This is a genomic window from Streptomyces sp. NPDC051173 (assembly GCF_040689515.1).
In the GTDB taxonomy this organism is placed as follows: domain Bacteria; phylum Actinomycetota; class Actinomycetes; order Streptomycetales; family Streptomycetaceae; genus Streptomyces.
Map to the genome: position 1 here is coordinate 143,567 of NZ_JBFBBD010000005.1, position 23,012 is coordinate 166,578.

General features: G+C 71.8%; 17 protein-coding genes. 4 read left to right on the forward strand and 13 right to left on the reverse strand.

Annotated elements, in window-relative coordinates:
• Window positions 1-3: 3 nt before the first annotated feature.
• Entirely contained in the window at window positions 4-1,083 is a 1,080-nt protein-coding gene (locus AB0435_RS05415; RefSeq protein WP_366426234.1) for a Rieske 2Fe-2S domain-containing protein, read from the forward strand.
• Window positions 1,084-1,146: 63 nt separating this feature from the next.
• Here AB0435_RS05415 and serA read toward each other — a convergent pair whose 3' ends face one another.
• The 6 genes from serA to AB0435_RS05445 form a co-directional block, all read right to left on the reverse strand.
• Window positions 1,147-2,751, reverse strand: coding sequence for a phosphoglycerate dehydrogenase (serA, locus tag AB0435_RS05420; RefSeq protein WP_366007071.1), 1,605 nt, complete (start codon window positions 2,749-2,751; stop codon window positions 1,147-1,149).
• A gap of 220 nt (window positions 2,752-2,971) precedes the next feature.
• Entirely contained in the window at window positions 2,972-3,970 is a 999-nt protein-coding gene (gene ilvC, locus AB0435_RS05425) for a ketol-acid reductoisomerase (protein ID WP_366007072.1), read from the reverse strand.
• Between the two features lie 101 nt (window positions 3,971-4,071).
• Window positions 4,072-4,596 (reverse strand): acetolactate synthase small subunit, encoded by a 525-nt coding sequence (ilvN, locus tag AB0435_RS05430; protein ID WP_116214047.1) that lies wholly within the window; start codon window positions 4,594-4,596, stop codon window positions 4,072-4,074.
• Window positions 4,597-4,618: 22 nt separating this feature from the next.
• Window positions 4,619-6,496, reverse strand: coding sequence for an acetolactate synthase large subunit (locus tag AB0435_RS05435; protein WP_366426235.1), 1,878 nt, complete (start codon window positions 6,494-6,496; stop codon window positions 4,619-4,621).
• 227 nt (window positions 6,497-6,723) lie between these two features.
• Entirely contained in the window at window positions 6,724-9,627 is a 2,904-nt protein-coding gene (locus AB0435_RS05440; RefSeq protein WP_366007074.1) for an EAL domain-containing protein, read from the reverse strand.
• A 352-nt stretch (window positions 9,628-9,979) separates the two neighbouring features.
• Window positions 9,980-10,942 carry a 2-hydroxyacid dehydrogenase gene (locus tag AB0435_RS05445; protein WP_366007075.1) on the reverse strand — a complete coding sequence of 321 codons (963 nt, stop codon included), beginning with the start codon at window positions 10,940-10,942 and terminating at the stop codon, window positions 9,980-9,982.
• A 72-nt stretch (window positions 10,943-11,014) separates the two neighbouring features.
• On the opposite strand from AB0435_RS05445, the gene AB0435_RS05450 reads away from it, so the two are divergent.
• The 3 genes from AB0435_RS05450 to AB0435_RS05460 all read left to right on the forward strand — a co-directional run bounded on the left by AB0435_RS05450 (window position 11,015) and on the right by AB0435_RS05460 (window position 13,535).
• Window positions 11,015-12,007: an aldo/keto reductase gene (locus AB0435_RS05450; RefSeq protein WP_366007076.1), complete on the forward strand. Its 993-nt coding sequence runs from the start codon at window positions 11,015-11,017 to the stop codon at window positions 12,005-12,007.
• A gap of 97 nt (window positions 12,008-12,104) precedes the next feature.
• Complete coding sequence (locus AB0435_RS05455) at window positions 12,105-13,295, forward strand: PQQ-dependent sugar dehydrogenase (RefSeq protein WP_366426236.1); 1,191 nt, start codon at window positions 12,105-12,107, stop codon at window positions 13,293-13,295.
• 75 nt (window positions 13,296-13,370) lie between these two features.
• A complete protein-coding gene (locus tag AB0435_RS05460) occupies window positions 13,371-13,535 on the forward strand; it encodes a DUF6191 domain-containing protein (protein WP_366007077.1) in 165 nt (54 codons plus the stop codon).
• Window positions 13,536-13,580: 45 nt separating this feature from the next.
• On the opposite strand, the gene AB0435_RS05465 is transcribed toward AB0435_RS05460, so the two are convergent.
• The 7 genes from AB0435_RS05465 to AB0435_RS05495 all read right to left on the reverse strand — a co-directional run bounded on the left by AB0435_RS05465 (window position 13,581) and on the right by AB0435_RS05495 (window position 22,852).
• Window positions 13,581-15,779 carry an MMPL family transporter gene (locus tag AB0435_RS05465; protein ID WP_366426237.1) on the reverse strand — a complete coding sequence of 733 codons (2,199 nt, stop codon included), beginning with the start codon at window positions 15,777-15,779 and terminating at the stop codon, window positions 13,581-13,583.
• Window positions 15,780-15,959: 180 nt separating this feature from the next.
• Window positions 15,960-16,577: a hypothetical protein gene (locus tag AB0435_RS05470; protein ID WP_366007079.1), complete on the reverse strand. Its 618-nt coding sequence runs from the start codon at window positions 16,575-16,577 to the stop codon at window positions 15,960-15,962.
• 248 nt (window positions 16,578-16,825) lie between these two features.
• A complete protein-coding gene (gatB, locus tag AB0435_RS05475) occupies window positions 16,826-18,334 on the reverse strand; it encodes an Asp-tRNA(Asn)/Glu-tRNA(Gln) amidotransferase subunit GatB (RefSeq protein ID WP_366426238.1) in 1,509 nt (502 codons plus the stop codon).
• 14 nt (window positions 18,335-18,348) lie between these two features.
• Window positions 18,349-18,612, reverse strand: coding sequence for a hypothetical protein (locus tag AB0435_RS05480; protein WP_366007081.1), 264 nt, complete (start codon window positions 18,610-18,612; stop codon window positions 18,349-18,351).
• Window positions 18,609-20,111: an Asp-tRNA(Asn)/Glu-tRNA(Gln) amidotransferase subunit GatA gene (gene gatA / locus AB0435_RS05485; protein WP_366007082.1), complete on the reverse strand. Its 1,503-nt coding sequence runs from the start codon at window positions 20,109-20,111 to the stop codon at window positions 18,609-18,611. Before gatA ends, AB0435_RS05480 begins: the two co-directional genes overlap by 4 nt.
• 2 nt (window positions 20,112-20,113) lie before the next feature.
• Entirely contained in the window at window positions 20,114-20,410 is a 297-nt protein-coding gene (gene gatC, locus AB0435_RS05490; protein ID WP_366007083.1) for an Asp-tRNA(Asn)/Glu-tRNA(Gln) amidotransferase subunit GatC, read from the reverse strand.
• Between the two features lie 348 nt (window positions 20,411-20,758).
• A complete protein-coding gene (locus tag AB0435_RS05495) occupies window positions 20,759-22,852 on the reverse strand; it encodes a bifunctional diguanylate cyclase/phosphodiesterase (RefSeq protein WP_366426239.1) in 2,094 nt (697 codons plus the stop codon).
• Window positions 22,853-23,012: the final 160 nt, after the last annotated feature.

A 23,012-nucleotide genomic window follows, 5' to 3' on the forward strand; every position in this document is an offset into this window, starting at 1 on the left:
AGAATGCGCAGGAATGCGACCGCGCGGGTCCGTCGATTCCCCGATGAGGCCCGGCCCGGATACCGGAGCGGCCCTCCCGCCCTGCCTTACCCCAACGGGTGGTTCTGCGCGGGGTTCTCCGACATGTGGGCACCCGGGAGCGTCCACACCGTCCCCTTCATGGGCGAGGACCTCGTCGTGTTCCGCACCATGCGGGGCACCCTCAAGGCCACCCGCCCGTACTGCCCCCACCTCGGCGCGCACCTCGGAGTCGGCGGCACCGTGCTGGGCGAGGAACTGCAGTGCCCCTTCCACCATCTCCGCTATGCGACGAACGGGGACTGCGTCCACAGCCCCTACGGGCCCGCTCCGGACATCTCCTTGTCCATGCTCCCGCTGCGGGAGGAGTGGGGGATCGTCTGGGTCTGGCACCACGGCGAGAACACGGACCCGACCTGGGAGGTGTCCGCCGGCCTCACCGGGCTCGAACACGCCCGCGACCCCGTCTACCGGATCACCGATCTCGGCGGATATCCCCAGGACGTCTCGGAGAACGTCGTCGACTACACCCACCTCACCTACCTGCACGGGCTGATCGACCTGGAGGTCGTGGTGCCCCCGCGGTACGACGGCCCCTTCGGCCGGGTGACGATGCGGGCCGGCCGCAGGATCGGCCCGGTCACCGCGAAGTCCGAGTTCCTCAGCCAGTTCCCGGGACTGGCCGGCGCCAACATCAACGTGGAGATGCGCGAATTCGGCCTCTACTCCGTCAATTGGCTGCTCGCCACGCCCACAGGCCCCGGCCGCATGCGCTACAGCCTCGCGTCCAGCCTGGAATTCCTCGACCGCTCCGACGCGCCCGGGCCGGTCGGCTCACGGCTCTCCCGGAAGGCGCTGCGGCTGCTCCAGTACCCCATCTTCTGGCAGACCAGGAAGGACGCGGCCCGCGACCTCGGGGTGTTCCACCACAAACGCTTCACCGCGCCGCCCAGGCTCACCGGCGGCGACGGCCCCATCGGAGCCCACCGCAAGTGGTCCCGGCAGTTCTACCCCACCCCTGACGGCGAGGATCCCGACGCCTGTTCCGCACGGGCCAAGCTCTGAAGGTGTGGGACACGTGCGGGACGGGCCGGACCCGCAGGGTCCGGCCCGTCCACTGCCGTGACCTCAGTCCGTCAGATTCACCGCACGCGCCGACACCGCGCCGATCTCCTCCGCGATCTCGGCGAGGACCGGAGCCGGGATGGCCTCGTCGACGGTCAGGGCGCCGAGTGCCTCGCCGCCCTCCCGCGCGCGGGAGACCTGCATGCCCGCGATATTGATGCCCGCCTCGCCGAGGATCCGGCCGACCGTGCCGACGACGCCGGGGCGGTCGCCGTAGCGGAGGAAGGCCATGTGGTCGGCGAGCGCCAGGTCCACGTCGTGGTCGCCGACCGCGACGATCTTCTGGAGGTGCTTGGGGCCAGCGAGCGTGCCGGAGACGGAGATCTCGTCGCCGCCGGAGAGCGTGCCGCGCACGGTCACCACGTTGCGGTGCTCGGCCGACTCCGAGCTGGTGGTCAGCCGCACCTCGACGCCGCGCTCCTGCGCGAAGAGCGGGGCGTTGACGTACGACACCGTCTCGTCGACGACGTCCTCGAACACGCCCTTGAGCGCGGACAGTTCGAGCACCTTGACGTCGTGCTGGGTGAGCTCGCCGTAGACCTCGACGTCGAGCCGGACCGCGACCTCGCCCGCGAGGGCGGTGAAGATCCGGCCGAGCTTCTCGGCGAGCGGCAGACCGGGCTTGACGTCCTCGGCGATGACACCGCCCTGGACGTTGACCGCGTCGGGCACCAGCTCGCCGGCCAGCGCGAGGCGGACCGACTTGGCGACCGCGATGCCCGCCTTCTCCTGCGCCTCGCCCGTGGAGGCGCCCAGGTGCGGGGTGGCGACCACGTTGTCGAACTCGAACAGCGGGGAGTCCGTGCAGGGCTCCTGGGCGTAGACGTCCAGGCCCGCGCCCGCGACCCGGCCCTCCTTCAGGGCCGTGGCCAGCGCCGCCTCGTCCACGATGCCGCCGCGCGCGGCGTTGACGATCCGCACCGACGGCTTGACCTTGTGCAGCGCCTCGTCACCGATGAGGCCGAGCGTCTCGGGGGTCTTCGGCAGGTGGACGGTGATGAAGTCCGCGACCTCCAGCAGCTCGTCCAGCGTCAGCAGCCGGACGCCCATCTGCGCGGCCCGCGCGGGCTGCACATAGGGGTCGTACGCGACGACCTTCATGCCGAACGCGGACATGCGCTGGGCCACGAGCACGCCGATGCGGCCGAGGCCGACGACGCCGAGGGTCTTCTCGGACAGCTCGACGCCGGTGTACTTCGAGCGCTTCCACTCGCCGTTCTTCAGGGCGGAGTTGGCCTGCGGGATGTTGCGGGCGGTGGCGATCAGCAGGCCGCACGCGAGCTCGGCCGCGGTGACGATGTTGGAGGTCGGGGCGTTCACGACCATCACACCGGCCTTGGTGGCCGCGGCGACGTCGACGTTGTCCAGGCCGACACCGGCGCGCGCGACGACCCGCAGCCGCTTGGCGGCGGCGACCGCCTCGGCGTCGATCTTCGTGGCGCTGCGGACGAGGACGGCGTCCACATCGGCGATGGCGGGCAGCAGGGCGGCGCGGTCCGCGCCGTTGCAGTGCCGGATCTCGAAGTCCGGACCCAGGGCGTCGACGGTCGCGGGCGAGAGCTCTTCCGCGATCAGTACGACGGGTTTACGGGACGAAGCAGTGCTCACGTGGTCCTCAGTCCTCACTAGTCCTTTGCGGACGGCCGTCCCGACGGCCGAAGGCGGTGAAGGGCAGCCGCGTGTGACGCACGACGCTGTGAGCCTGACGCGTTGGTGCTCCGCAGTGTATCGGGGGTTGGAACCGGCTCGGGTGCGTGCGGAAAAACGTCACCCCGGCGTGACCGGGTGCGGGTCCCCCAAGGAAACGAGGACCCGCACCCGGAGCGGACTACTTGTCGTCCACCCAGCTCATGAGCTTGCGGAGCTTCCTGCCCGTGGTCTCCAGCAGGTGGTCCTCGTCGGCCTTCTTGTACTCGTTGTACTTCGGCAGGCCCGCCTCGTACTCCTTCATCCAGTTGTTGGCGAAGGTGCCGTCCTGGATCTCGCCCAGGACCTTCTTCATCTCGGTCTTGGTCTGGTCCGTGATGATGCGCGGGCCGGTGATGTAGTCGCCCCACTCGGCGGTCTCGGAGACCGACCAGCGCATCTTCTCCAGGCCGCCCTCGTACATCAGGTCCACGATCAGCTTGAGCTCGTGGAGGCACTCGAAGTACGCGATCTCCGGCTGGTAGCCCGCCTCGACCAGGGTCTCGAAGCCGGCCTTCACCAGGGCGGAGGCGCCGCCGCAGAGCACGGCCTGCTCGCCGAAGAGGTCGGTCTCGGTCTCCTCGGTGAAGGTCGTCTTGATGACGCCCGCGCGGGTGCCGCCGATGGCCTTGGCGTAGGAGAGGGCGAGCTGGAAGGCGTTGCCGGAGGCATCCTGCTCGACGGCCGCGATGCACGGCACGCCGCGGCCCTCCTCGTACTGACGGCGCACCAGGTGGCCCGGGCCCTTGGGGGCGACCATGCAGACGTCCACGCCGGCCGGGGGCTTGATGAAGCCGAAGCGGATGTTGAAGCCGTGGCCGAAGAACAGCGCGTCGCCGTCCTTGAGGTGCTCCTTGACGGACTCCTCGTAGACCTTGGCCTGGATCGGGTCCGGCACCAGGATCATGATGACGTCGGCCTCGGCCGCGGCCTCGGCGGGCGTGACCACGCGCAGGCCCTGCTCCTCGGCCTTCGCCTTGGACTTGGAGCCCTCGTGCAGGCCCACCCGGACATCGACGCCGGAGTCGCGCAGCGACAGCGCGTGGGCGTGGCCCTGGCTGCCGTAGCCCAGGACCGCGACCTTGCGGCGCTGGATGATGGACAGGTCGGCGTCGTTGTCGTAGAACAGCTCGGCTGCCACTGAGGTATCTCCTTGTTTTCCGGGATTCCGGTTGTGCGTCCCACCGTATGCCGGGTGGGCGGGGAAAAGTCTTCGGGTCTCGTTATGCGGAAGGCGGGCCGTCAGGCCGTGCGGTCCAGGGCGCGCAGGCTGCGGTCGGTGATGGAGCGGGCGCCGCGCCCTATGGCGATCGTCCCGGACTGCACGAGCTCCTTGATGCCGAACGGCTCCAGCATCTTGAGCATCGCGCCCAGCTTGTCGCTGCCGCCGGTGGCCTCGATGGTGACGGCCTCCGGGGAGACGTCGACGGTCTTGGCGCGGAAGAGCTGGACGATCTCGACGATCTGGGAGCGGGTCTCGTTGTCGGCGCGGACCTTCACCAGGACCAGCTCGCGCTGGATCGCGTTGCTGTCCTCCAGCTCGACGATCTTCAGCACGTTGACGAGCTTGTTGAGCTGCTTGGTGACCTGCTCCAGCGGCAGCGACTCGACGTTGACGACGATGGTGATGCGGGAGATGTCGGGGTGTTCGGTGACCCCGACCGCGAGCGAGTCGATATTGAAGCCGCGGCGGGCGAACAGCGCGGCGATCCGGGTGAGGATGCCGGGGGTGTTCTCCACGAGGACGGAGAGCGTGTGCTTGGTCATGGTCTCTTTCTCTCTCCTGGCCTCAGTCGTCTTCGTTGTCGCCGAAGTCCGGGCGGACGCCGCGCGCCGCGAGGATCTCGTCGTTGGAGGTGCCGGCGGCGACCATGGGCCAGACCATGGCGTCCTGGTGGACGATGAAGTCCACCACGACCGGGCGGTCGTTGATGGCGTTGGCCTTCTCGATGACGGCGTCGAGCTGGGCCGGGTCCTCGCAGCGCAGGCCCACGCAGCCCATGGCCTCGGCGAGCTTGACGAAGTCCGGGACGCGGGTGCCCGCGCACGCCTCCTTGCCGCTGGCCTCGGGGCCGGAGTGCAGGACGGTGTTGGAGTAGCGCTGGTTGTAGAAGAGGGTCTGCCACTGGCGGACCATGCCCAGGGCGCCGTTGTTGATGATCGCGACCTTGACGGGGATGCCGTTCAGGGCGCAGGTGACCAGTTCCTGATTGGTCATCTGGAAGCAGCCGTCGCCGTCGATGGCCCAGACCGTGCGGTCCGGCGCGCCGGCCTTGGCGCCCATCGCGGCGGGCACCGCGTAGCCCATGGTGCCCGCGCCGCCGGAGTTGAGCCAGGTGCGGGGCTGTTCGTAGTCGATGAAGTGCGAGGCCCACATCTGGTGCTGGCCGACGCCCGCCGCGTAGATGGTGTCCTTCGGCGCGAGCTGCCCGATGCGCTGGATGACCTGCTGCGGGGAGAGGCTGCCGTCCTCGGGCTGGTCGTAGCCGAGGGGATAGGTGTCGCGCCAGCGGTTGAGGTCGGCCCACCAGGCCGCGTATCCCGTTCTGGCGGCCTCGCTGATGTGACCCTCGGCGTGCTCGCTCTGGATCGCGACGATCAGGTCGGCGATGACCTCGCGGGCGTCCCCGACGATCGGCACGTCGGCGGTGCGGTTCTTGCCGATCTCGGCGGGGTCGATGTCGGCGTGGACGATCTTGGCGTACGGGGCGAAGGAGTCGAGCTTGCCGGTGACCCGGTCGTCGAAGCGGGCGCCGAGGGCCACGATCAGGTCGGACTTCTGCAGGGCGGTGACGGCGGCGACCGCGCCGTGCATCCCGGGCATGCCGACGTGGAGCGGGTGGCTGTCGGGGAAGGAGCCGAGCGCCATCAGGGTGGTGGTGACGGGGGCGCCGGTGAGCTCGGCGAGCACCTTGAGCTCGGCGGTGGCACCGGACTTCATCACGCCGCCGCCGACGTAGAGCACCGGCCGCCTGGCCTGGGTGATCAGCTTGGCGGCCTCGCGGATCTGCTTGGCGTGCGGCTTGGTGACCGGGCGGTAGCCGGGCAGGTCGGTGTGCGGGGGCCAGCTGAAGGTGGTCCGCGCCTGGAGGGCGTCCTTGGCGATGTCGACGAGCACCGGGCCGGGGCGGCCGGTGGAGGCGACGTGGAAGGCCTCGGCGATGGTCCGCGGGATCTCGGCGGGGTCGGTGACCAGCCAGTTGTGCTTGGTGATCGGCATGGTGATGCCGCAGATGTCCGCCTCCTGGAAGGCGTCCGTGCCGATCGACTTGGAGGCGACCTGACCGGTGATCGCCACCAGCGGGACGGAGTCCATGTGGGCGTCGGCGATGGGGGTGACGAGGTTGGTCGCCCCCGGCCCCGAGGTCGCCATGCACACCCCGACCTTGCCGGTGGCCTGCGCGTATCCGGTGGCCGCGTGCCCGGCGCCCTGCTCGTGGCGGACGAGGACGTGGCGGACCCTCGAGGAGTCCATCATCGGGTCGTACGCCGGGAGGATCGCACCGCCCGGGATGCCGAAGACGATCTCCGCCCCTACCTCCTCCAGCGAGCGGATGAGGGACTGCGCCCCCGTGACGTGCTCGACGGTGGCGGGCTGCTGCGCCGCGCCGCTTCGGGCCCGCGGCTGCGGATGGTGGGCCCCGGTGGCCTGCTCGGTCATCGACATTCTCTTCTCGAGGGATTCGACGGTAAGGACTTCGGCGGTGGGAGGTTTGGGTGGGTCTGCGTGCATCCGGTGCAACAAAAAACCCCTCGTGCCGTGAGGCAAGCGAGGGGAGCGCGCCGGAGTGGTCAGCAGGACTTACTGGGTGGCCTGCTTCAGCCGACGCGCTTTCCAAGTACGAGAATTCGGGTGCGCATGGCTCCGACCCTCCACCCGCCGCATATGAGGTGTCAAGCGGGTGGGACGGGCGTCTCATTATTTGAGCGCAATGGAGCATGTGCGAGCGATCCCGCGCCGCCGGCCGCGCCCGAACGGGCGCCCGACGGCATGATCGCCGGGGCCGGCGGAGCGCCTCCGACGAGCACGTTCGCGCCGTCCGCGGGGCGGGGCACCGGATAGCTGCCGAGGTCGAGGGCGTAGCGCAGCCGGTGCTCGTCGAGCGGGCCCGCGAACGCCTTGCCCAGGCCGTGGGTGCAGCCCATGGCGCGCAGGGCGAGCGCCTGCTCGGGCACGTCGACGCCCTCGGCCACGGACTGCATCCCGAGGTCGGTGGCGATCCTCAGCAGACCCGCGGTGATCTTGTGCAGCCGGGCGGACTCCACCACGCCGTCGACCAGCCCGCGGTCGAGCTTGAGCGTGTCGATGGGGAGCCTGCGCAGCGCGCTGATCGCCGCATAGCCGCTGCCGAAGCCGTCCAGGGCGATCCGCACACCGAGCCGGCGCAGGGTGACCAGCCGCCGCTCCAACTCGTCGAGCGGAACCCGGGGGTCGCTGCCGGACAGCTCCAGGACGAGCGCGCCGGAGGGCAGGCCGTGGTGGATGAGCAGCCCTTCGAGGTACTTCGGCGGCAGCGACTTGTCCATCAGACGGGTGGCCGACAGCTGGACGTACACCGGCACGGGGTGGCCGGCGCGGCAGCGGTGGGCGGCCTGCTCGACGGCCTTCTCGACCGTCCAGCGGCCGAGTTCGGCGAAGCGCGCGGCCTCGTCGCCGCGCTCGCTCTCGGCGACGCGGAGGTATTCGGCGGGGGTGAACAGTATCCCCTGGGCCGAGCGCCAGCGGGGCTGGGCGGCGACCGCGGTGACGCGGCCGGTCTGGAGCTCCACCACCGGCTGGTGCAGCAGCGCGAACTCGCCCTCGTGCAGCGCGGTGCGCAGCCGGGTGGCCAGCTCGGCGCGGCGCACCACGTCGGCCTGCATCTGCGGTGCGTAGAGCTCGACGCGGCCCTTGCCCGCCTGCTTCGCGCGGTACATCGCGAGGTCGGCGTTGCGCATCAGGGCGCCGGGGGTGATGCCGGGCTCCGCGAAGGCCACGCCGATGCTGGCGGCCACGCGGACCTCGGTGCCTCCTTCCACCTTGTACGGCTGGGAGAGGGTGAGCCGGAGCCGGTCGGCGATCTCGTGGATGCGGTATTCGCGGGCCGCGGGGTCGCGGGTGCCGTCGCCGATGATGAGCGCGGCGAACTCGTCTCCTCCGAAACGGGCGGTGCTGTCGCCGGACCGCACCGAGTCCTGGAGCCGGCGGGCGGCCTGGACCAGCAGCTCGTCGCCGGCCTGGTGGCCGACGGAGTCGTTCACCGCCTTGAAGCCGTCGAGGTCGATGAAGAGCACGGCGGTGCCCGCGTCGGTCGCTCTGCGGCCGGCGAGGGCCTGCTGGACCTTCTTGGTGAACAGGGCGCGGTTGGGCAGGTCGGTGAGCGGGTCGTGCTCGGCGGTGTGCTGGAGCTGGGCCTGGAGCCGGACCCGCTCGGTGACGTCGCGGCTGTTGAAGATGAGGCCGCCGTGGTGGCGGTTGACGGTGGACTCGACGTTGAGCCAGTCGCCGGCGCCGGAGCGGAAGCGGCACTCGATCCGGGTGGTGGGCTCCTCGGCGGGTGGCGCCGCGAGGAAGCGGCGCACTTCGTGGACGACTCTGCCGAGGTCCTCCGGGTGGATCAGCGAGGCCAGTTCGGACCCGACGAGCTCCTCGGCCTCGCGGCCGTAGACGCCCGCGGCGGCGGGGCTGACGTAGCGCAGTATCCCGGTGGGCGCGGCGATCATGATGACGTCGCTGGAGCCCTGGACGAGGGACCTGAAGTGGTTCTCCTTCTGGGCCAGTTCCTGGGTCAGCGAGATGTTGTCGAGCAGCATGATGCCCTGGCGGATGACGAGCGCGAGGACGACCGTGCAGCCGGTGAAGAGCACGACCTGGTCGACGTGGTGGCCGTCCAGGACGTTGTAGAGGATCCCCAGGGTGCAGACCGCGGCGGCCAGATAGGGGGTGAGGGCGGCGAGCGAGCCGGCGATGGGCCGGCTCGGGTGGTTCAGGTGCTGGGCGGACCGGGCGGGCGCCGCGGCGTCGTCGCCCTCCTCGCGGGCCACCCAGGGCGCGTACGCCATCAGCAGATAGCCCGCGAACCAGCCCGCGTCGAGGATCTGGCCGGAACGGTAGTTCGAGCGCAGCAGCGGTGAGGTGAACAGCGCGTCGCACAGGACGGTCAGCGCGAGGGCCGCGATGGCGGTGTTGATGGCCGAGCGGTTGGCGGTGGAGCGCCGGAAGTGCAGCGCGAGGACCATCGACACCAGGGCGATGTCGAGCAGCGGATAGGCGAGCGAGAGGGCGGCGTGCGCCACGGTCTCGCCCTCGAAGTGCGCGGTGTGCGCGAGGGCCAGGCTCCAGGACAGGGTCAGCAGGGAGCCGCCGGTGAGCCAGGCGTCGAGGGCCAGGCAGACCCAGCCGGCCCGGGTGACGGGGCGCCTGGCGAGGACGAGCAGGCCGATGATGGCCGGCGGCGCGAAGAGCAGGAAGCAGAAGTCGGCCGCCGAGGGGGTGGGCACGCGCTCGTCGAGGACGACCTCGTACCACCCCCAGACGATGTTGCCGAGGCCCGCCATCGCCGAGGAGGCCGCGAAGAGCAGCCAGGCGAGCCGGAAGCGCGTCCTGTGCGTCCGGCCGTACCAGAAGCAGGAGACCGCGGCGAGCGCCGCGGCGCCGCCGAGCCCGAAGTCGCCCATGGCGGAGGCCAGCTCGCCCGATCCCCAGCCGAAGGCCGCGCCCGTGGCATAGCCACCGCAGACGAGGGCGAGGAGGAGCTGGGACGCGGGCCCGGAACCGCCGGCCTGCCGGCGGGACAGCGTCGCTCCGGGGGCGCTCACCGCGCCGCCGCCCCGGGCGGGACCCCGAGCCAGGCGAAGTGCGCCCGGAGGAGGGAGAGATGAGGGCGCCGGCTTCCCGGACCGCCCGGCCGGGGCCGGGGCGGTGGAGCCGCCGTGCGGTGGTGCCGTGGTCGGTGCGTGAGCCGCGTCGGGTTGATCGTCCAGTGGCCGTGCATCGCCCGTCGCCCCCCCTCAGTGCCGGTACTTCGCTGCGCCGTACGGTGCCCGGCGCAGCCCCCGGTCCGGACGATACACCAGACTCGTCACTCAGGGACATAGCTCATATACATAGCGTAATCAGCAACGGGGTTATGAACACTGAGTGCAGCCGAACGGTACCTCTACGTGGCAACTAGGGGGCAGTGACTACGACATTTTGCAGGGGTGCGTCCAGGGCGAATCTGGCCAGCTGATCACGCAGGAGGCGTTCGGCGCGGGGCAGAAAGGCCGAAGAGGGCCCACCCACATGCGGGGTGATCAGGGTGCCGGGGGCGCTCCACAGCGGGTGCCCCGGCGGCAGCGGCTCGGGGTCGGTGACGTCGAGCGCGGCCCGCAGCCTGCCCTTCCCCAGCTCCGTCAGGAGCGCCTCGGTGTCGACGATCGCGCCGCGCGCGATGTTCACCAGCAGGGCGCCGTCCTTCATCGCCGCGAGGAAGTCCGCGCCCACCAGACCGCGGGTCCGCTCCGTGAGCGGCGCCGCGATGATCACGACATCGGCGGCGGGGAGGAGCGACGGGAGCGCGGTGACGGGGTGGACAGGCCCGCGGTGGGTTTCACGCGGGGAGCGCGCGACGCGTACGACCCGCGCGCACTCGAAGGGCACGAGCCGGTCCTCGATGGCGGACCCGATGGAACCGTAGCCGAGGATCAGCACGTTCTTGTCCGCGAGCGCCGGGCGGAAACCCTGCGTCCACTCCCCCGCGTCCTGTGCCCGTACGAAGCCGGGGACGTCGCGCAGCGCGGCGAGGGTGAGCGTGAGGGCCAGTTCGGCGGTGCTGGTGTCGTGCAGTCCGCGGGCGTTGCACAGGAGGGTGCCCGACGGCAGCCGCGGCACGGCGGGCAGGATGTGGTCGACGCCCGCGGTGAGCGTCTGGACGACCCGCAGGCCCGTCATGGCGGAAAGCGGGCGCGTGACGATGTCACCGCTGGTCACATAGGGCGGGACGTAGAAGGCGCAGCGGGCGGGGTCGGTGGGGTAGTCGGGTTCGCCGTTCCAGTAGGCGTAGTCCAGGGCCGCGGGCAGGCCCTCGATCTCCTCGGGGCGGATCGGCAGCCAGGCCAGGGGGCGGGCGGAACCGCTGTGATCTGCACTCATGCCAGGAGGCTATGCGAAGCCGCCCGCCCGGCAGAGGTTAGTTTGGGGACGAGGAACGGGAGGGAACGGCCGGTGGAGCGCAGGACAATCGGTGCGGCGGCGCTCGAGGTGGGCGCGATCGGCCTCGGGTGCATGCCCATGCACTGGGCGTACACCGCCTCTCAGCAGAGCGGTGAGGGCGCGCTGCGCACGGTGCACGCGGCGCTCGACGCGGGGACGACCCTGCTGGACACCGCTGACATGTACGGGCCGTTCACCAATGAGCTGCTGGTCGGCCGGGTGCTGCGGGAGCGGCGCGCGGAAGCCTTCGTGTCGACCAAGTGCGGGCTGCTGGTGGGTGATCAGCACATCGTCGCCAACGGCAGGCCCGGCTATGTGAAGCGGGCGTGCGACGCCTCGCTGCGGCGGCTGCAGACCGATGTGATCGACGTCTATCAGCTGCACCGGCCGGATCCCGAGGTGCCGGTCGAGGAGACCTGGGGGGCGATGGCCGAGCTGGTCTCGGCGGGCAAGGTCCGCTCCCTGGGGTGGTGCGCGATCGGCGCGCGGACCCACCGCAGGTCGCGCGCCGGGCTCTACGACGCGACGATCCGCCAGCTGGAGCGAATACAGCAGGTCTTCCCGGTGAGCTGTGTGCAGGCGGAGTTGTCGGTGTGGTCCCGGGAGGCGCTGGACGCGCTGGTGCCGTGGTGCGCGTCGCGGGGTGTCGGGCTGCTCGCGGCGATGCCGCTGGGCAACGGTTTCCTCAGCGGCACGCTCACGCCCGGGCAGGGCTTCGAGCCGGAGGACATCCGGGCGCGGCACCCGCGTTTCACCGCCGAGATGATGGCGGCCAACCAGCCGATAGTGGCCGGGCTGCGGCGGGTGGCCGGGCGGCACGGCGCGACGGCCGCGCAGGTCGCCCTGGCGTGGGTGCTGGCGCAGGGCCGGCACGTGGTGCCGGTGCCGGGGACGAAGAAGGCCGCGTGGGTGACGCAGAACGCGGCGGCCGCGCAACTGCGGCTCACGCCGGAGGACTTCGCGGAGATCGCGGCGCTGCCGAGGGCCATGGGCTCCTGGGACTGAGGGGGCGCCTGCCGGGGCCGCGTCGGCGGGAGCGTGTATAAGGAACTGTGCCGCGGCCGACCGGTACGCTGCCCCGCCCCGGCGAGAGGAACGAACCATGCGACGACGTGCGACGCGCCCCCGCCTCGCCGCTGTCACGGCCGCGCTGACCGTGGGCGCGCTGCTCGGCGCCGCGGGCTGTTCGGGCGGTGCGGGCCTGCCGGGGCGCGGCGGGCCGGGGTCGGGGCCGTCGGGCGTCAAGTCCCCTGGTGGGAGCGGCTCTTCGGCGGCTCCTTCCCCGTCCGCCGCGCCGGCCAAGGGTTCGGTGAAGGTCGTCCGCACGCTCACCACCAAGCTCACCTCCCCATGGGGCGTCGCTCCGCTGCCCGGCGGCGACCTGCTGGTCGGCTCCCGCGACACCGGGAAGATCGTCCGGGTGGCCGCGGAGGACGGCGCGCAGAGCGAGGTGGGCTCGGTGCCGGGCGTCGCGGCGGCGGGCGAGGGCGGCCTGCTGGGCCTGGCCCTCTCCCCCGGCTTCGTCACCGACCATCTGCTGTACGCCTACTTCACCACCGCCTCGGACAACCGGATCGCGCAGCTGCGCTACGACCCGGGCAAGCCCGACGGGCTGCGGCTCGGCGCGCCGAACACGATCTTCCAGGGCATTCCCAAGGGGCAGATCCACAACGGCGGGCGGATCGCCTTCGGCCCCGACGGGATGCTGTACGCGGGCACGGGCGAGGGCGGTGAGCGCGGCCGCGCCCAGGACCCCGGGTCGTACGGCGGCAAGATCCTGCGGATGACGCCGGACGGGCAACCCGCGCCCGGCAATCCACGGCCCGGCTCGGTGATCTACTCCTCGGGCCACCGCAATGTGCAGGGGCTGGCGTGGGACGCGGACCGGCGGCTGTGGGCGTCGGAATTCGGCCAGGACACGTGGGACGAGCTCAATCTCGTCGAGCCCGGCGGCAATTACGGCTGGCCGGTGGTGGAGGGCAGGGCGGGCCGCCCCGGCTACCGCGACCCCGTCGCGCAGTGGAAGCCCTCCGAGGCGTCCCCGAGCGGGCTCGCCTACGCGAAGGGGTCCTTGTGGATGGCGGCCCTGCGGGGCGAGCGCCTGTGGCGGATCCCGCTGCGGGGCGCCGCTCCGGCGGCGGATCCGCAGCCGTTCCTGACGGGCGGGTACGGGCGGCTGCGCACGGTCGTGGCGACCGACGACGGCGGCCTGTGGCTGACGACGAGCAACACCGACGGCCGGGGCGAACCGGGGGACGCGGACGACCGCGTCCTGCGGCTGGAGGTGTCCTGAGGGGCCCGCGCACGCCCCCGGGATTCGCACGCGCGTCTGGCATGCTGGAGAGGCAGCGCTGCGACGGGAGTTGAGATGTTCAATGTGTTCGAGGAACTGTTCTCGCCGGGGCGGGAGCACACCGACGAGGAGCAGAACCGGCTGGAGCTGACCCGGGAGGACGTCGGCGACGGCGACCCGGGCCGCGGCCCGGTGGACCTCGACTCGGGGCACGTGGTCATACGGCCCCGGCAGGGCTGAGCGGCCCCGGCCCCGGGGCGGCCGCCGGCCCCCGGGAGAGCGGCGTCAGAGCTGCGGCACGGGCTCCGGCGCGCGGGGCTGCGGGACGGGCACCGGCGCCGGTGCTTCCGGCGGCTCGATGCTGAAGCGCGGCAGCAGCCGTTCCAGCCACGCCGGCAGCCACCAGTTCGCGCCGCCGAGCATGTGCATCAGCGCGGGCACCAGCAGGGTGCGGAGTACGAAGGCGTCCAACGCCACCGCCGCGGCCAGGCCGATGCCGAACATCGCGATCACGCGGTCGCCGCTCAGCACGAAGGCCAGGAAGACCGAGATCATGATCACCGCCGCCGAGTTGATGACGCGGCTGGTCTCGGCGAGGCCGACGCGCACCGCCCGGCAGTTGTCGCGGGTGGCCCGCCACTCCTCGTACATCCGGCTGACCAGGAAGACCTGGTAGTCCATGGAGAGGCCGAAGAGCACCGAGACCATGACGACCGGCAGGAAGGGCTCGATGGGGCCCGCCGCGCCCAGGCCGAGGGTCTCGCTGCCCCAGCCCCACTGGAAGACCGCGACGATCAGGCCGAAGGAGGAGGCGACCGCGGCGATGTTCATCAGGGCGGCCTTCAGCGGTATGCCGATGCTGCGGAAGGCCAGCAGGAGCAGCAGGCAGCCGAGGCCGACGACGGTGCCGATGAACAGCGGCAGCTTTCCCAGGATGACGCCCGCGAAGTCGTCGTAGCTCGCGGTGATGCCGCCGACCTGGACCTCCGCGCCGGTGCCGTCCGTGGCCCGCGGCAGCACCGTGGTGCGCAGCCGGTCGACGAGGTCGCTGGTGGCGCGGGACTGCGGTGACGTGGTGGGCACGACGGTGATCACGCCGGTGTCGCCGCTGTGGTTCAGGGCCGAGGGGGTCACGGAGGCGATGCCCTCGGTGTGGCGCAGGGTGTCGGGCAGGCGGTTGAAGGCGAGCCGGTCGGCGGCGCTGTCGAGGGGCGCGACGAGGGTCAGCGGCCCGTTGACGCCCGGCCCGAAGCCCTTGCCGAGCATGTCGTAGGCCTGGCGGGTGGTGGAGGTCGCCGGGTTGTTGCCCTGGTCGGAGGTGCCCAGGTGGAGGGAGAACACCGGCAGCGCGAGGATCAGCATCACCGCCGCCGCGAGGCCGCCCAGCAGCTTGGGGTGGCGCTCGACGAAGGCCGACCAGCGGGCGGCGAGCCCGGTGGGGAGCTCGGGGCGGGGGCCCCGCTCGGCGAGGGCGCGGCGTTCGCGGCGGCTGAGCGCGCGGTGGCCGATCAGCCCGAGCAGCGCGGGCAGCAGGGTGACGGAGGCGGCCACGGTGAGGACGACGGTGAGCGAGGCGGCCAGGGCGACGCCGTTGAGGAAGCTCAGCCGCAGGATCAGCATGCCGAGCAGGGCCACGCAGACGGTGCCGCCCGCGAAGACGACGGCGCGCCCGGTGGTGGCCACGGCCTGCTCCGCCGCCTCGTGCACGGACAGGCCCGCCCGCAGGCCCTTGCGGTGCCGGGTGACGATGAAGAGGGCGTAGTCGATGCCGACGCCGAGCCCGATGAGGGTGCCCAGCATCGGGGCGAAGTCGGCGACCGTCATGACGTGGCCGAGCAGGACGGTGCCCATGGCGGCGGTGCCGACGCCGACGAGAGCGGTGGCGATGGGCAGCAGGCTGGCGGCGAGCGAGCCGAAGACGACGAAGAGCACGACCGCGGCGACCAGCACGCCGATGATCTCGCTGAGGTGGCCGCTCGACGTCTCGGTGGTGCTGATGGAGCTGCCGCCGAGCGCGACCTGGAGGTGGTCCGTGGCGGCGGCCCGCGCGGTGTCGACGACCCGCTGGACCTGCGCCTTGTCCGGGTCGCCGCCCTCGCTCGCGAAGGTCAGGGAGGCGTAGGCGGTGTGGCCGTCCGGGCTGATACGGGCGGCGCCGTCGCTGCCGTACGGGCCGCTGACCCCGGCGACGCCGGGCAGTTCGGCGACCTCGCGCAGGACGGAGCCCATGCGCCGCTCGACGTCGGGGGCACGGACGGTGCCGGAGTCGGTGTGCCAGACGAGGGTGTCGTCGCCGCCCTCGCGGGGGAACGCCTTCTCCATCAGGGCGGCGGCGCGGGCGGACTCGGTGCCGGGGACGCCGTAGTCGTCGGAGTACGCGGACCCGGAGAGGGCGGCCGCCGCGCCCGTGCCCAGCAGGGCGACGAGCCACAGCGCGATGACGACGAAGCGGCGGCGCAGGCACCACCGGGCAAGTGAGGTCATTCCCTGCTTCCCGGATATCGCGTCGATCTCGCCGGGAAATGACCCGCGCTTCCGACCGCTGGAGGGCGAAAGGCCGCGGGCACGCGGACGGCGTGGGGGGGCCTCTTCCGCCTTACTGTGACAGGCGAAAAAGATCCTTTGTCCGCTTTGTGAGCCAGCCCACACCACCCCGGCCGGGGGTCACCTCCGCCCGCGCGGCTCCACCGTCAGCGGCAGGGGCTCCCAGGCGTGGGCCACGTCGACGACCACGAGGTGGCCGTACTGGAAGACGCGGAACGGCAGCCTGGCCCGCACGCCCAGACCGACCTGGGTGTCCCCCTCGAAGCTGCCCGCGAAGCGGGTGTCCCGGAAGGTCCGGTAGCCCGTGAGGTCCACGTTCCGCAGCGGCTCCCCGAACCGGCCGCGGTAGGTCCGCAGGCCCGTGGTCGGCTCGTAGCTGGGCGCGGCCACCCGGATCTCCAGGATCGCGCCGCCGTCCACGGGTACGGGCTCGCCCGAACCGTCCTGATACAGCCGGTCGACATAGGCCACGCGGTAGCCGATCGGGCGCTCGCCGCTGCCCTTGACGTCGAAGACCATGCGGTCGAAGCAGTCGTGCTGTCCGGTTCCGATGTCCCGCAGCGACTTGTAGGCACTGTCCGTGGCGACCTTGGCGAGGCTTCCCCAGCCGGCCTCGCAGCGCACGGCGGGCACGGTGTCCCCCGTGCCGCCGTCGGCCGCGGTGACCGGGACGGTCATGACCGTCAGTCCGGCCCCCGTCAGCGCGAGCGCCGTCAGCGCCCTGCTCAACCGTCGCATCACTAACCCCCAGCAATCCGGTGACGGGCACACCCTGGGCCCGCAACCCGCGATCATGCCGGACCGTTTCCACACCTGGCGGACGTACCGACTAAATCCGGCCAACTAGCGCTAAGTGCGGCCGAATTCGGTTATTCGGCTATACGACAATGGCCGCCCCTCACGCGAGGGACGGCCATTGACGGCTGTGACAGCTGTGGTGCGTGAGGGGCAGCCCTCGACGCCCAGCTTCTCCAGGCCGCGCTTATTTATTCTTTCGGGGCGAGCCGCTCAAGAATCAGCTCACGGACACGCGCCGCGTCCGCCTGGCCGCGGGTGGTCTTCATGACCGCGCCGACCAGCGCGCCCGCCGCCGCGACCTTGCCCGCGCGGATCTTGTCCGCGATGCCGGCGTTGGCCGCGATGGCCTCGTCCACGGCGGTGCCCAGCGCGCTGTCGTCGGAGACGACCGCGAGACCGCGGGCCTCGACGACGGCGTCCGGGCCGCCCTCGCCCGCGAGCACGCCCTCGATGACCTGACGGGCCAGCTTGTCGTTGAGCGAGCCCTCGGCGACCAGCGCGCACACGCGCGCGACCTGCGCCGGGGTGATCTCCAGCGCCGCGAGGTCCGTACCGGCCTCGTTGGCCCGGCGGGCCAGCTCGCCCATCCACCACTTGCGGGCGCTGGCCGCGTCGGCACCGGCCTCGATGGTGGCGACGATCAGGTCGACGGCACCGGCGTTGAGGATCGACTGCATGTCGTGCTCGGAGACGCCCCACTCCTCGCGCAGCCGGTTACGGCGCACGCGCGGCAGCTCGGGCAGCTGCGCCCGGAGCTCCTCCACCCACTCCCGGGCGGGAGCGACCGGCACCAGGTCCGGCTCGGGGAAGTAGCGGTAGTCCTCGGCGTTGTCCTTGATGCGGCCCGCCGTGGTGGACCCGTCCTCCTCGTGAAAGTGCCGGGTCTCCTGCACGATCGTGCCGCCGGAGGACAGCACCGCCGCGTGCCGCATGATCTCGAAGCGGGCGGCCCGCTCCACGGAGCGCAGCGAGTTGACGTTCTTCGTCTCCGAGCGGGTGCCGAACCTCTCGGTGCCGTTCGGGCGCAACGACAGGTTGACGTCGCAGCGCATCTGGCCCATTTCCATCCGGGCCTCGGAGACGCCGAGCGCCTTGATGAGCTCGCGCAGCTCGGCGACGTACGCCTTGGCGACCTCGGGGGCCCGCTCGCCCGCGCCCTCGATCGGCTTGGTGACGATCTCGATGAGCGGGATGCCGGCCCGGTTGTAGTCGAGCAGGGAGTGCGAGGCGCCGTGGATACGGCCGGTGGCACCGCCCACGTGGGTGGACTTGCCGGTGTCCTCCTCCATGTGGGCGCGCTCGATCTCCACGCGGAAGACCTCGCCGTCCTCCAGCTGGACGTCCAGATAGCCCTCGAAGGCGATCGGCTCGTCGTACTGCGAGGTCTGGAAGTTCTTCGGCATGTCCGGATAGAAGTAGTTCTTCCGGGCGAAGCGGCACCACTCGGCGATCTCGCAGTGCAGCGCGAGACCGATCTTCACGGCGGACTCGACGCCGACGGCGTTGACGACCGGCAGCGAGCCGGGCAGGCCGAGGCAGGTGGGGCAGGTCTGCGAGTTGGGCTCGGCGCCCAGCTCGGTGGAGCACCCGCAGAACATCTTGGTCCGGGTGCCGAGCTCGACATGGACTTCGAGGCCCATGACGGGGTCGTAGGACGCCAGCGCGTCCTCGTACGACACCAGGTCGATGGTGGTCACGGAAAACTAACCTCTCAGTCCGCGAGAACGTCGTCGCTGCTCATCCGGCGCAGTTCGCGCACGAGCAGGGCGACGCCGGTGGCGATGGCGGCGGCGGAGACGACGGCGTCCACGAGCTGGAGCGTGTCCTGCTCGCCCCGGGCCTTCTTGGCCTGCTTCACGACGCTCACCGCGCCGAACAGCGTGGTGCCGATGGACAGATACGTGCCGGGCCTGGACTTCTTGAAGCCCTTGGCCTTCGCGAGCTTGCCGGTGGTCCCGGCCTTTTCGACGGTCACAGCGACGGTGCCTCCTCGAGCAGCGGGTGTCCCCAGCGGGCGGTGAACGCGGCCTCGACCGCGGCACCCACCCGGTAGAGCCGGTCGTCGGCCATGGCGGGCGCGATGATCTGCAGGCCCACCGGCATCCCGTCCTCGGGCGCCAGACCGCAGGGCAGCGACATCGCGGCGTTGCCCGCCAGGTTGGTCGGGATGGTGCACAGGTCGGCGAGGTACATCGCCATCGGGTCGTCCGCGCGCTCGCCGATCGGGAAGGCGGTGGTCGGGGTGGTCGGCGAGATCAGCACGTCGACACCGCCCTCGCCGAACGCCTTCTCGAAGTCGCGCGTGATGAGCGTGCGGACCTTCTGCGCCGAGCCGTAGTACGCGTCGTAGTAGCCGGAGCTCAGGGCGTACGTACCGAGGATCACGCGGCGCTTGACCTCGTCGCCGAAGCCGGCCTCACGGGTGAGCGCGGTGACGTCCTCGGCGGACTTCGTGCCGTCGTCGCCGACCCGCAGGCCGTAGCGCATGGCGTCGAAGCGGGCCAGGTTGGAGGAGCACTCGGACGGCGCGATCAGGTAGTACGCGGCCAGGGCCAGGTCGAAGGAGGGGCAGTCCACCTCGACGACCTCGGCACCGAGCTCCTTGAGCAGCTCCACGGACTCGTCGAAGCGCTGGAGGACACCGGCCTGGTAGCCCTCGCCGCGGAACTGCTTGACGATGCCGATGCGCATGCCCTTGACGTCGCCGTTCCGCGCCGCCTCGACGACCGGCGGGACCGGGGCGTCGATGGAGGTGGAGTCCAGCGGGTCGTGCCCGGCGATGGCCTCGTGCAGCAGGGCCGCGTCCAGGACCGTACGGGCGCAGGGCCCGCCCTGGTCGAGGGAGCTGGAGAAGGCGACCATGCCGTAGCGGGAGACCGCGCCGTAGGTCGGCTTGACGCCGACGGTGCCGGTGACGGCAGCGGGCTGGCGGATGGAACCGCCGGTGTCCGTGCCGATGGCGAGGGGGGCCTCGTACGCGGCGAGCGCGGCGCTGGAGCCGCCGCCCGAACCACCGGGGATCTTGGTCAGGTCCCAGGGGTTGCCGGTGGGGCCGTAGGCGCTGTTCTCCGTGGAGGACCCCATGGCGAACTCGTCCATGTTGGTCTTGCCGAGGATGACGACGTCGGCGGCCTTCAGGCGCTGCGTGAGCGTCGCGTCGTACGGCGGGATCCAGCCTTCGAGGATCTTGGAACCGACGGTGGTCGGGATCCCCTTGGTGGTGAAGATGTCCTTGAGCGCGAGCGGCACGCCGGCCAGCGGGCCGAGCTTCTCGCCGCGGGCGCGCTTCTCGTCGACGGCGCGGGCCTGCGCGAGGGCACCCTCGCGGTCCACGTGCAGGAAGGCGTTGACCTTCTCGTCGACGGCCTCGATACGGGCCAGGTGCGCCTCGGTCACCTGGACGGCGGTGACCTCGCCCGAGGCGATCTTCGCGGCGATCTCCGCCGCGGTCAGCTTGATCAGTTCAGCAGTCATGGTCAGTCCTCCCCCAGGATCTGCGGCACCTTGAAACGCTGCTGCTCCTGGGCCGGGGCGCCGGACAGCGCCTCCTGCGGGGTCAGCGACGGACGGATGTCGTCCGCGCGCATGACGTTGGTCAGCGGCAGCGGGTGGGACGTCGGCGGTACGTCCTGGTCGGCGACCTCGGAGACGCGGGCGACCGCGCCGATGATGTCGTCGAGCTGTCCGGCGAAGTGGTCGAGCTCTTCGTCCTTGAGCTCCAGACGTGCCAGCCGGGCGAGGTGGGCGACCTCCTCGCGCGTGATGCCAGGCATGCGGCGATCCTCAGGGTTCGTGACGGTTTCTGGGCAGGTTGATGGCCCAATCCTATGGCTTCCGCCACGACGCGGCCGACGCATATTCCCGACCCCACGTCCGGCTCCGGTTCGCTGCCGGGTGCGACACGGTCGCCGCCGACGACGGGGCGCCTCCGGGGGAGCGTCCTCGCGCGCCGGGCAGGCTGGATTTCACGGCGCGCGAAATCCAGCCCGTGGGGGCACCTCCCAGCGGTAGCCGGGGGAGATTGAGGACACCGCGCGGAGCGCGGTCAGGGGGTCCGGGGGCGCGAGCCCCCGGTAGCCGGCCGCCGGGCCGCGGCCCGGAACCCCGCTCCGCCCGACCGGCTAGGTCACCGCTTCCTCCGGCGGTGCCACCGGCGCCACCCGCAGGCGGTCGACCTCGCGGTGCCAGCCGCTCTCGCCGCGCAGCCGCAGCCACGCCGTCATCTCGTCCGGCGGCATCGCCGCGGCGACCAGCCACCCCTGCACCGCGTCGCAGCCGAGGTCCCGCAACCGCTCCCACGTCTCGTCGTCCTCGACGCCCTCGGCGACGACCAGCAGGCCCAGGGAGTGCGCGAGGTCGAGCGTGCAGCGCACGATCTCCGCGTCCTCGGTGTCGATGGCGAGCCGGGCCACGAAGGACCGGTCGATCTTGAGCTCGCTCACCGGCAGCCGGCGCAGGTGGACGAGGGAGGAGTAGCCCGTGCCGAAGTCGTCGAGGGACATCTTCACGCCGTGGCCGGTGAGCCCGGCGAGGGTGTCGGCGGCCCGCTGGGGGTCCTCCAGGAGGACGTGTTCCGTTATCTCCAGCTGCAGCGCGCCCGGGGGCACGCCGTGCCGGGCCAGCCGCGCCGCGACGGAGCCGGCGAAGCCGGGCGTGTGGACGTCGCGGGGCGAGACGTTGACCGCGACCGGGACGTTCAGCCCCATCGCCCGCCACTTCGCGACCTGGCCGAGCGCGGTCTCCAGCACGTACTCCGTGAGCCGGGGCATCAGGCCCGAGGACTCGGCGATGGCGATGAACTCGTCCGGGGAGACCCTCCCGCGCTCGGGGTGGACCCAGCGGACGAGGGCCTCCAGCCCTTCGACATGGCCGTCGAAACCGACCTTCGGCTGGTAGTGCAGCTCCACCTCGCCGGCGTCCAGCGCCCGCCGGAGGTCGCCCAACAGGCCCAGCCGGTCGAGGGTGTTGCCGTCGCGCCGGGCCTCGTAGACCTCGACGCCGCTGCGGTCGCGCTTGGCCTGGTACATCGCCACGTCGGCCCGGCGCAGCAGGTCCCCTGCGTCGAGCGCGTGGTCGGGATAGACGGCCACGCCCGCGCTGGCCTCCAGGACGAGGGTGAGCCCTTCCAGGTCGAGCGGGGAGCCGAGGGCGGCGACCAGGGAACGGGCCACGCGCTGGGCGCTGGTGAGCGAGTCGGCGGTGGGGATCAGGACCGCGAACTCGTCGCCGCCGAGCCGGGCCGCCTCCGCGTCGCGCGGCAGGGCCAGGCGGAGCCGTTCCGCTATCTGCAACAGCAGCCGGTCCCCGGCGAGATGGCCGAGGGTGTCGTTGACGGAGCGGAAGCGGTCGAGATCTATGAGGACGAGGGCGGCGCGGGTGCCCGCGCGCTCGGCCTCGTCGAGGGCGTTCCAGGTGCGCTCCAGCAGCCACTGGCGGTTGGGCAGCCCGGTGAGCGGGTCGCGGAGCTGCTCCTCGGCGCGGGCGCGGGCGATCCAGAGCGTGGAGTCCAGGGCGATGAGCGGCACCGCGAACAGCGGCAGCAGCATGGGCGCGTGGTCGGCGACGACGGCTATGAGCGGGGCGATGCCGAGGAGCGCGCCGCCGACGAGGCCCTGGCGGACGAGCGCGGTACGGGCGATGCTGCTCAGGCCGGTGCTGGGGGCCATCGAATACCACAGCAGGGCGCGGGTGACCACGAGGTAGAGGAACGCGGCCAGGGCGATCTTGGGGAGCGCGGTGAGCGGCCAGGTGTCGGGCAGCCAGGGGTTCTCGACGCTGGAGACGATGTCGCACAGGGCCAGGGAGAGTCCCGCGGCCCCGATGCCGAGGATGTCGACCGCGCCGTGGAGTAACGCCTGCCGCCAGCGGTGGCGGCGGGCGGTGGCCACGAGCACCACGACGGAGATGCTGATCAGGACGGCGGGGAGCCAGCCGTAGAGCAGCAGGACGGCCAGGGTGAGGGCGGCCCCGGAGCCGGTGCCGCCCCACCAGCGGTCGCGGCCGAGGGCGACGAGGTGAGCGACGATCAGGGCGGTGAGGGCGGCAAGGGCCACGCCCACGGTATGACCGGGGAACACGGCGTGGCCTTCGGCGAGTACGCGGGAGACCCCGGCGGCCAGTGCGAGGCCGGCCACGGTGACGCAGACCGTCGGCAGCGCGGGCGGAGGGACCTGGCGCAGCCGGGATGCCGGTTCGGCGCTGTCGGTGGGTTTCATGCCCGTCCCTCTCACAGCCGGCGGTGCCCGCGCCACGGCAGGCGCACATCTCAACAGTAGGCCGCAGAAGGCTACGGCGGGCAGCGATCGGCAGCGGTTGCCCGATTGGGATCCGACCTCTTGTAGCCATCTGGTATGCGCTGTAGGGGTAATGCCCACT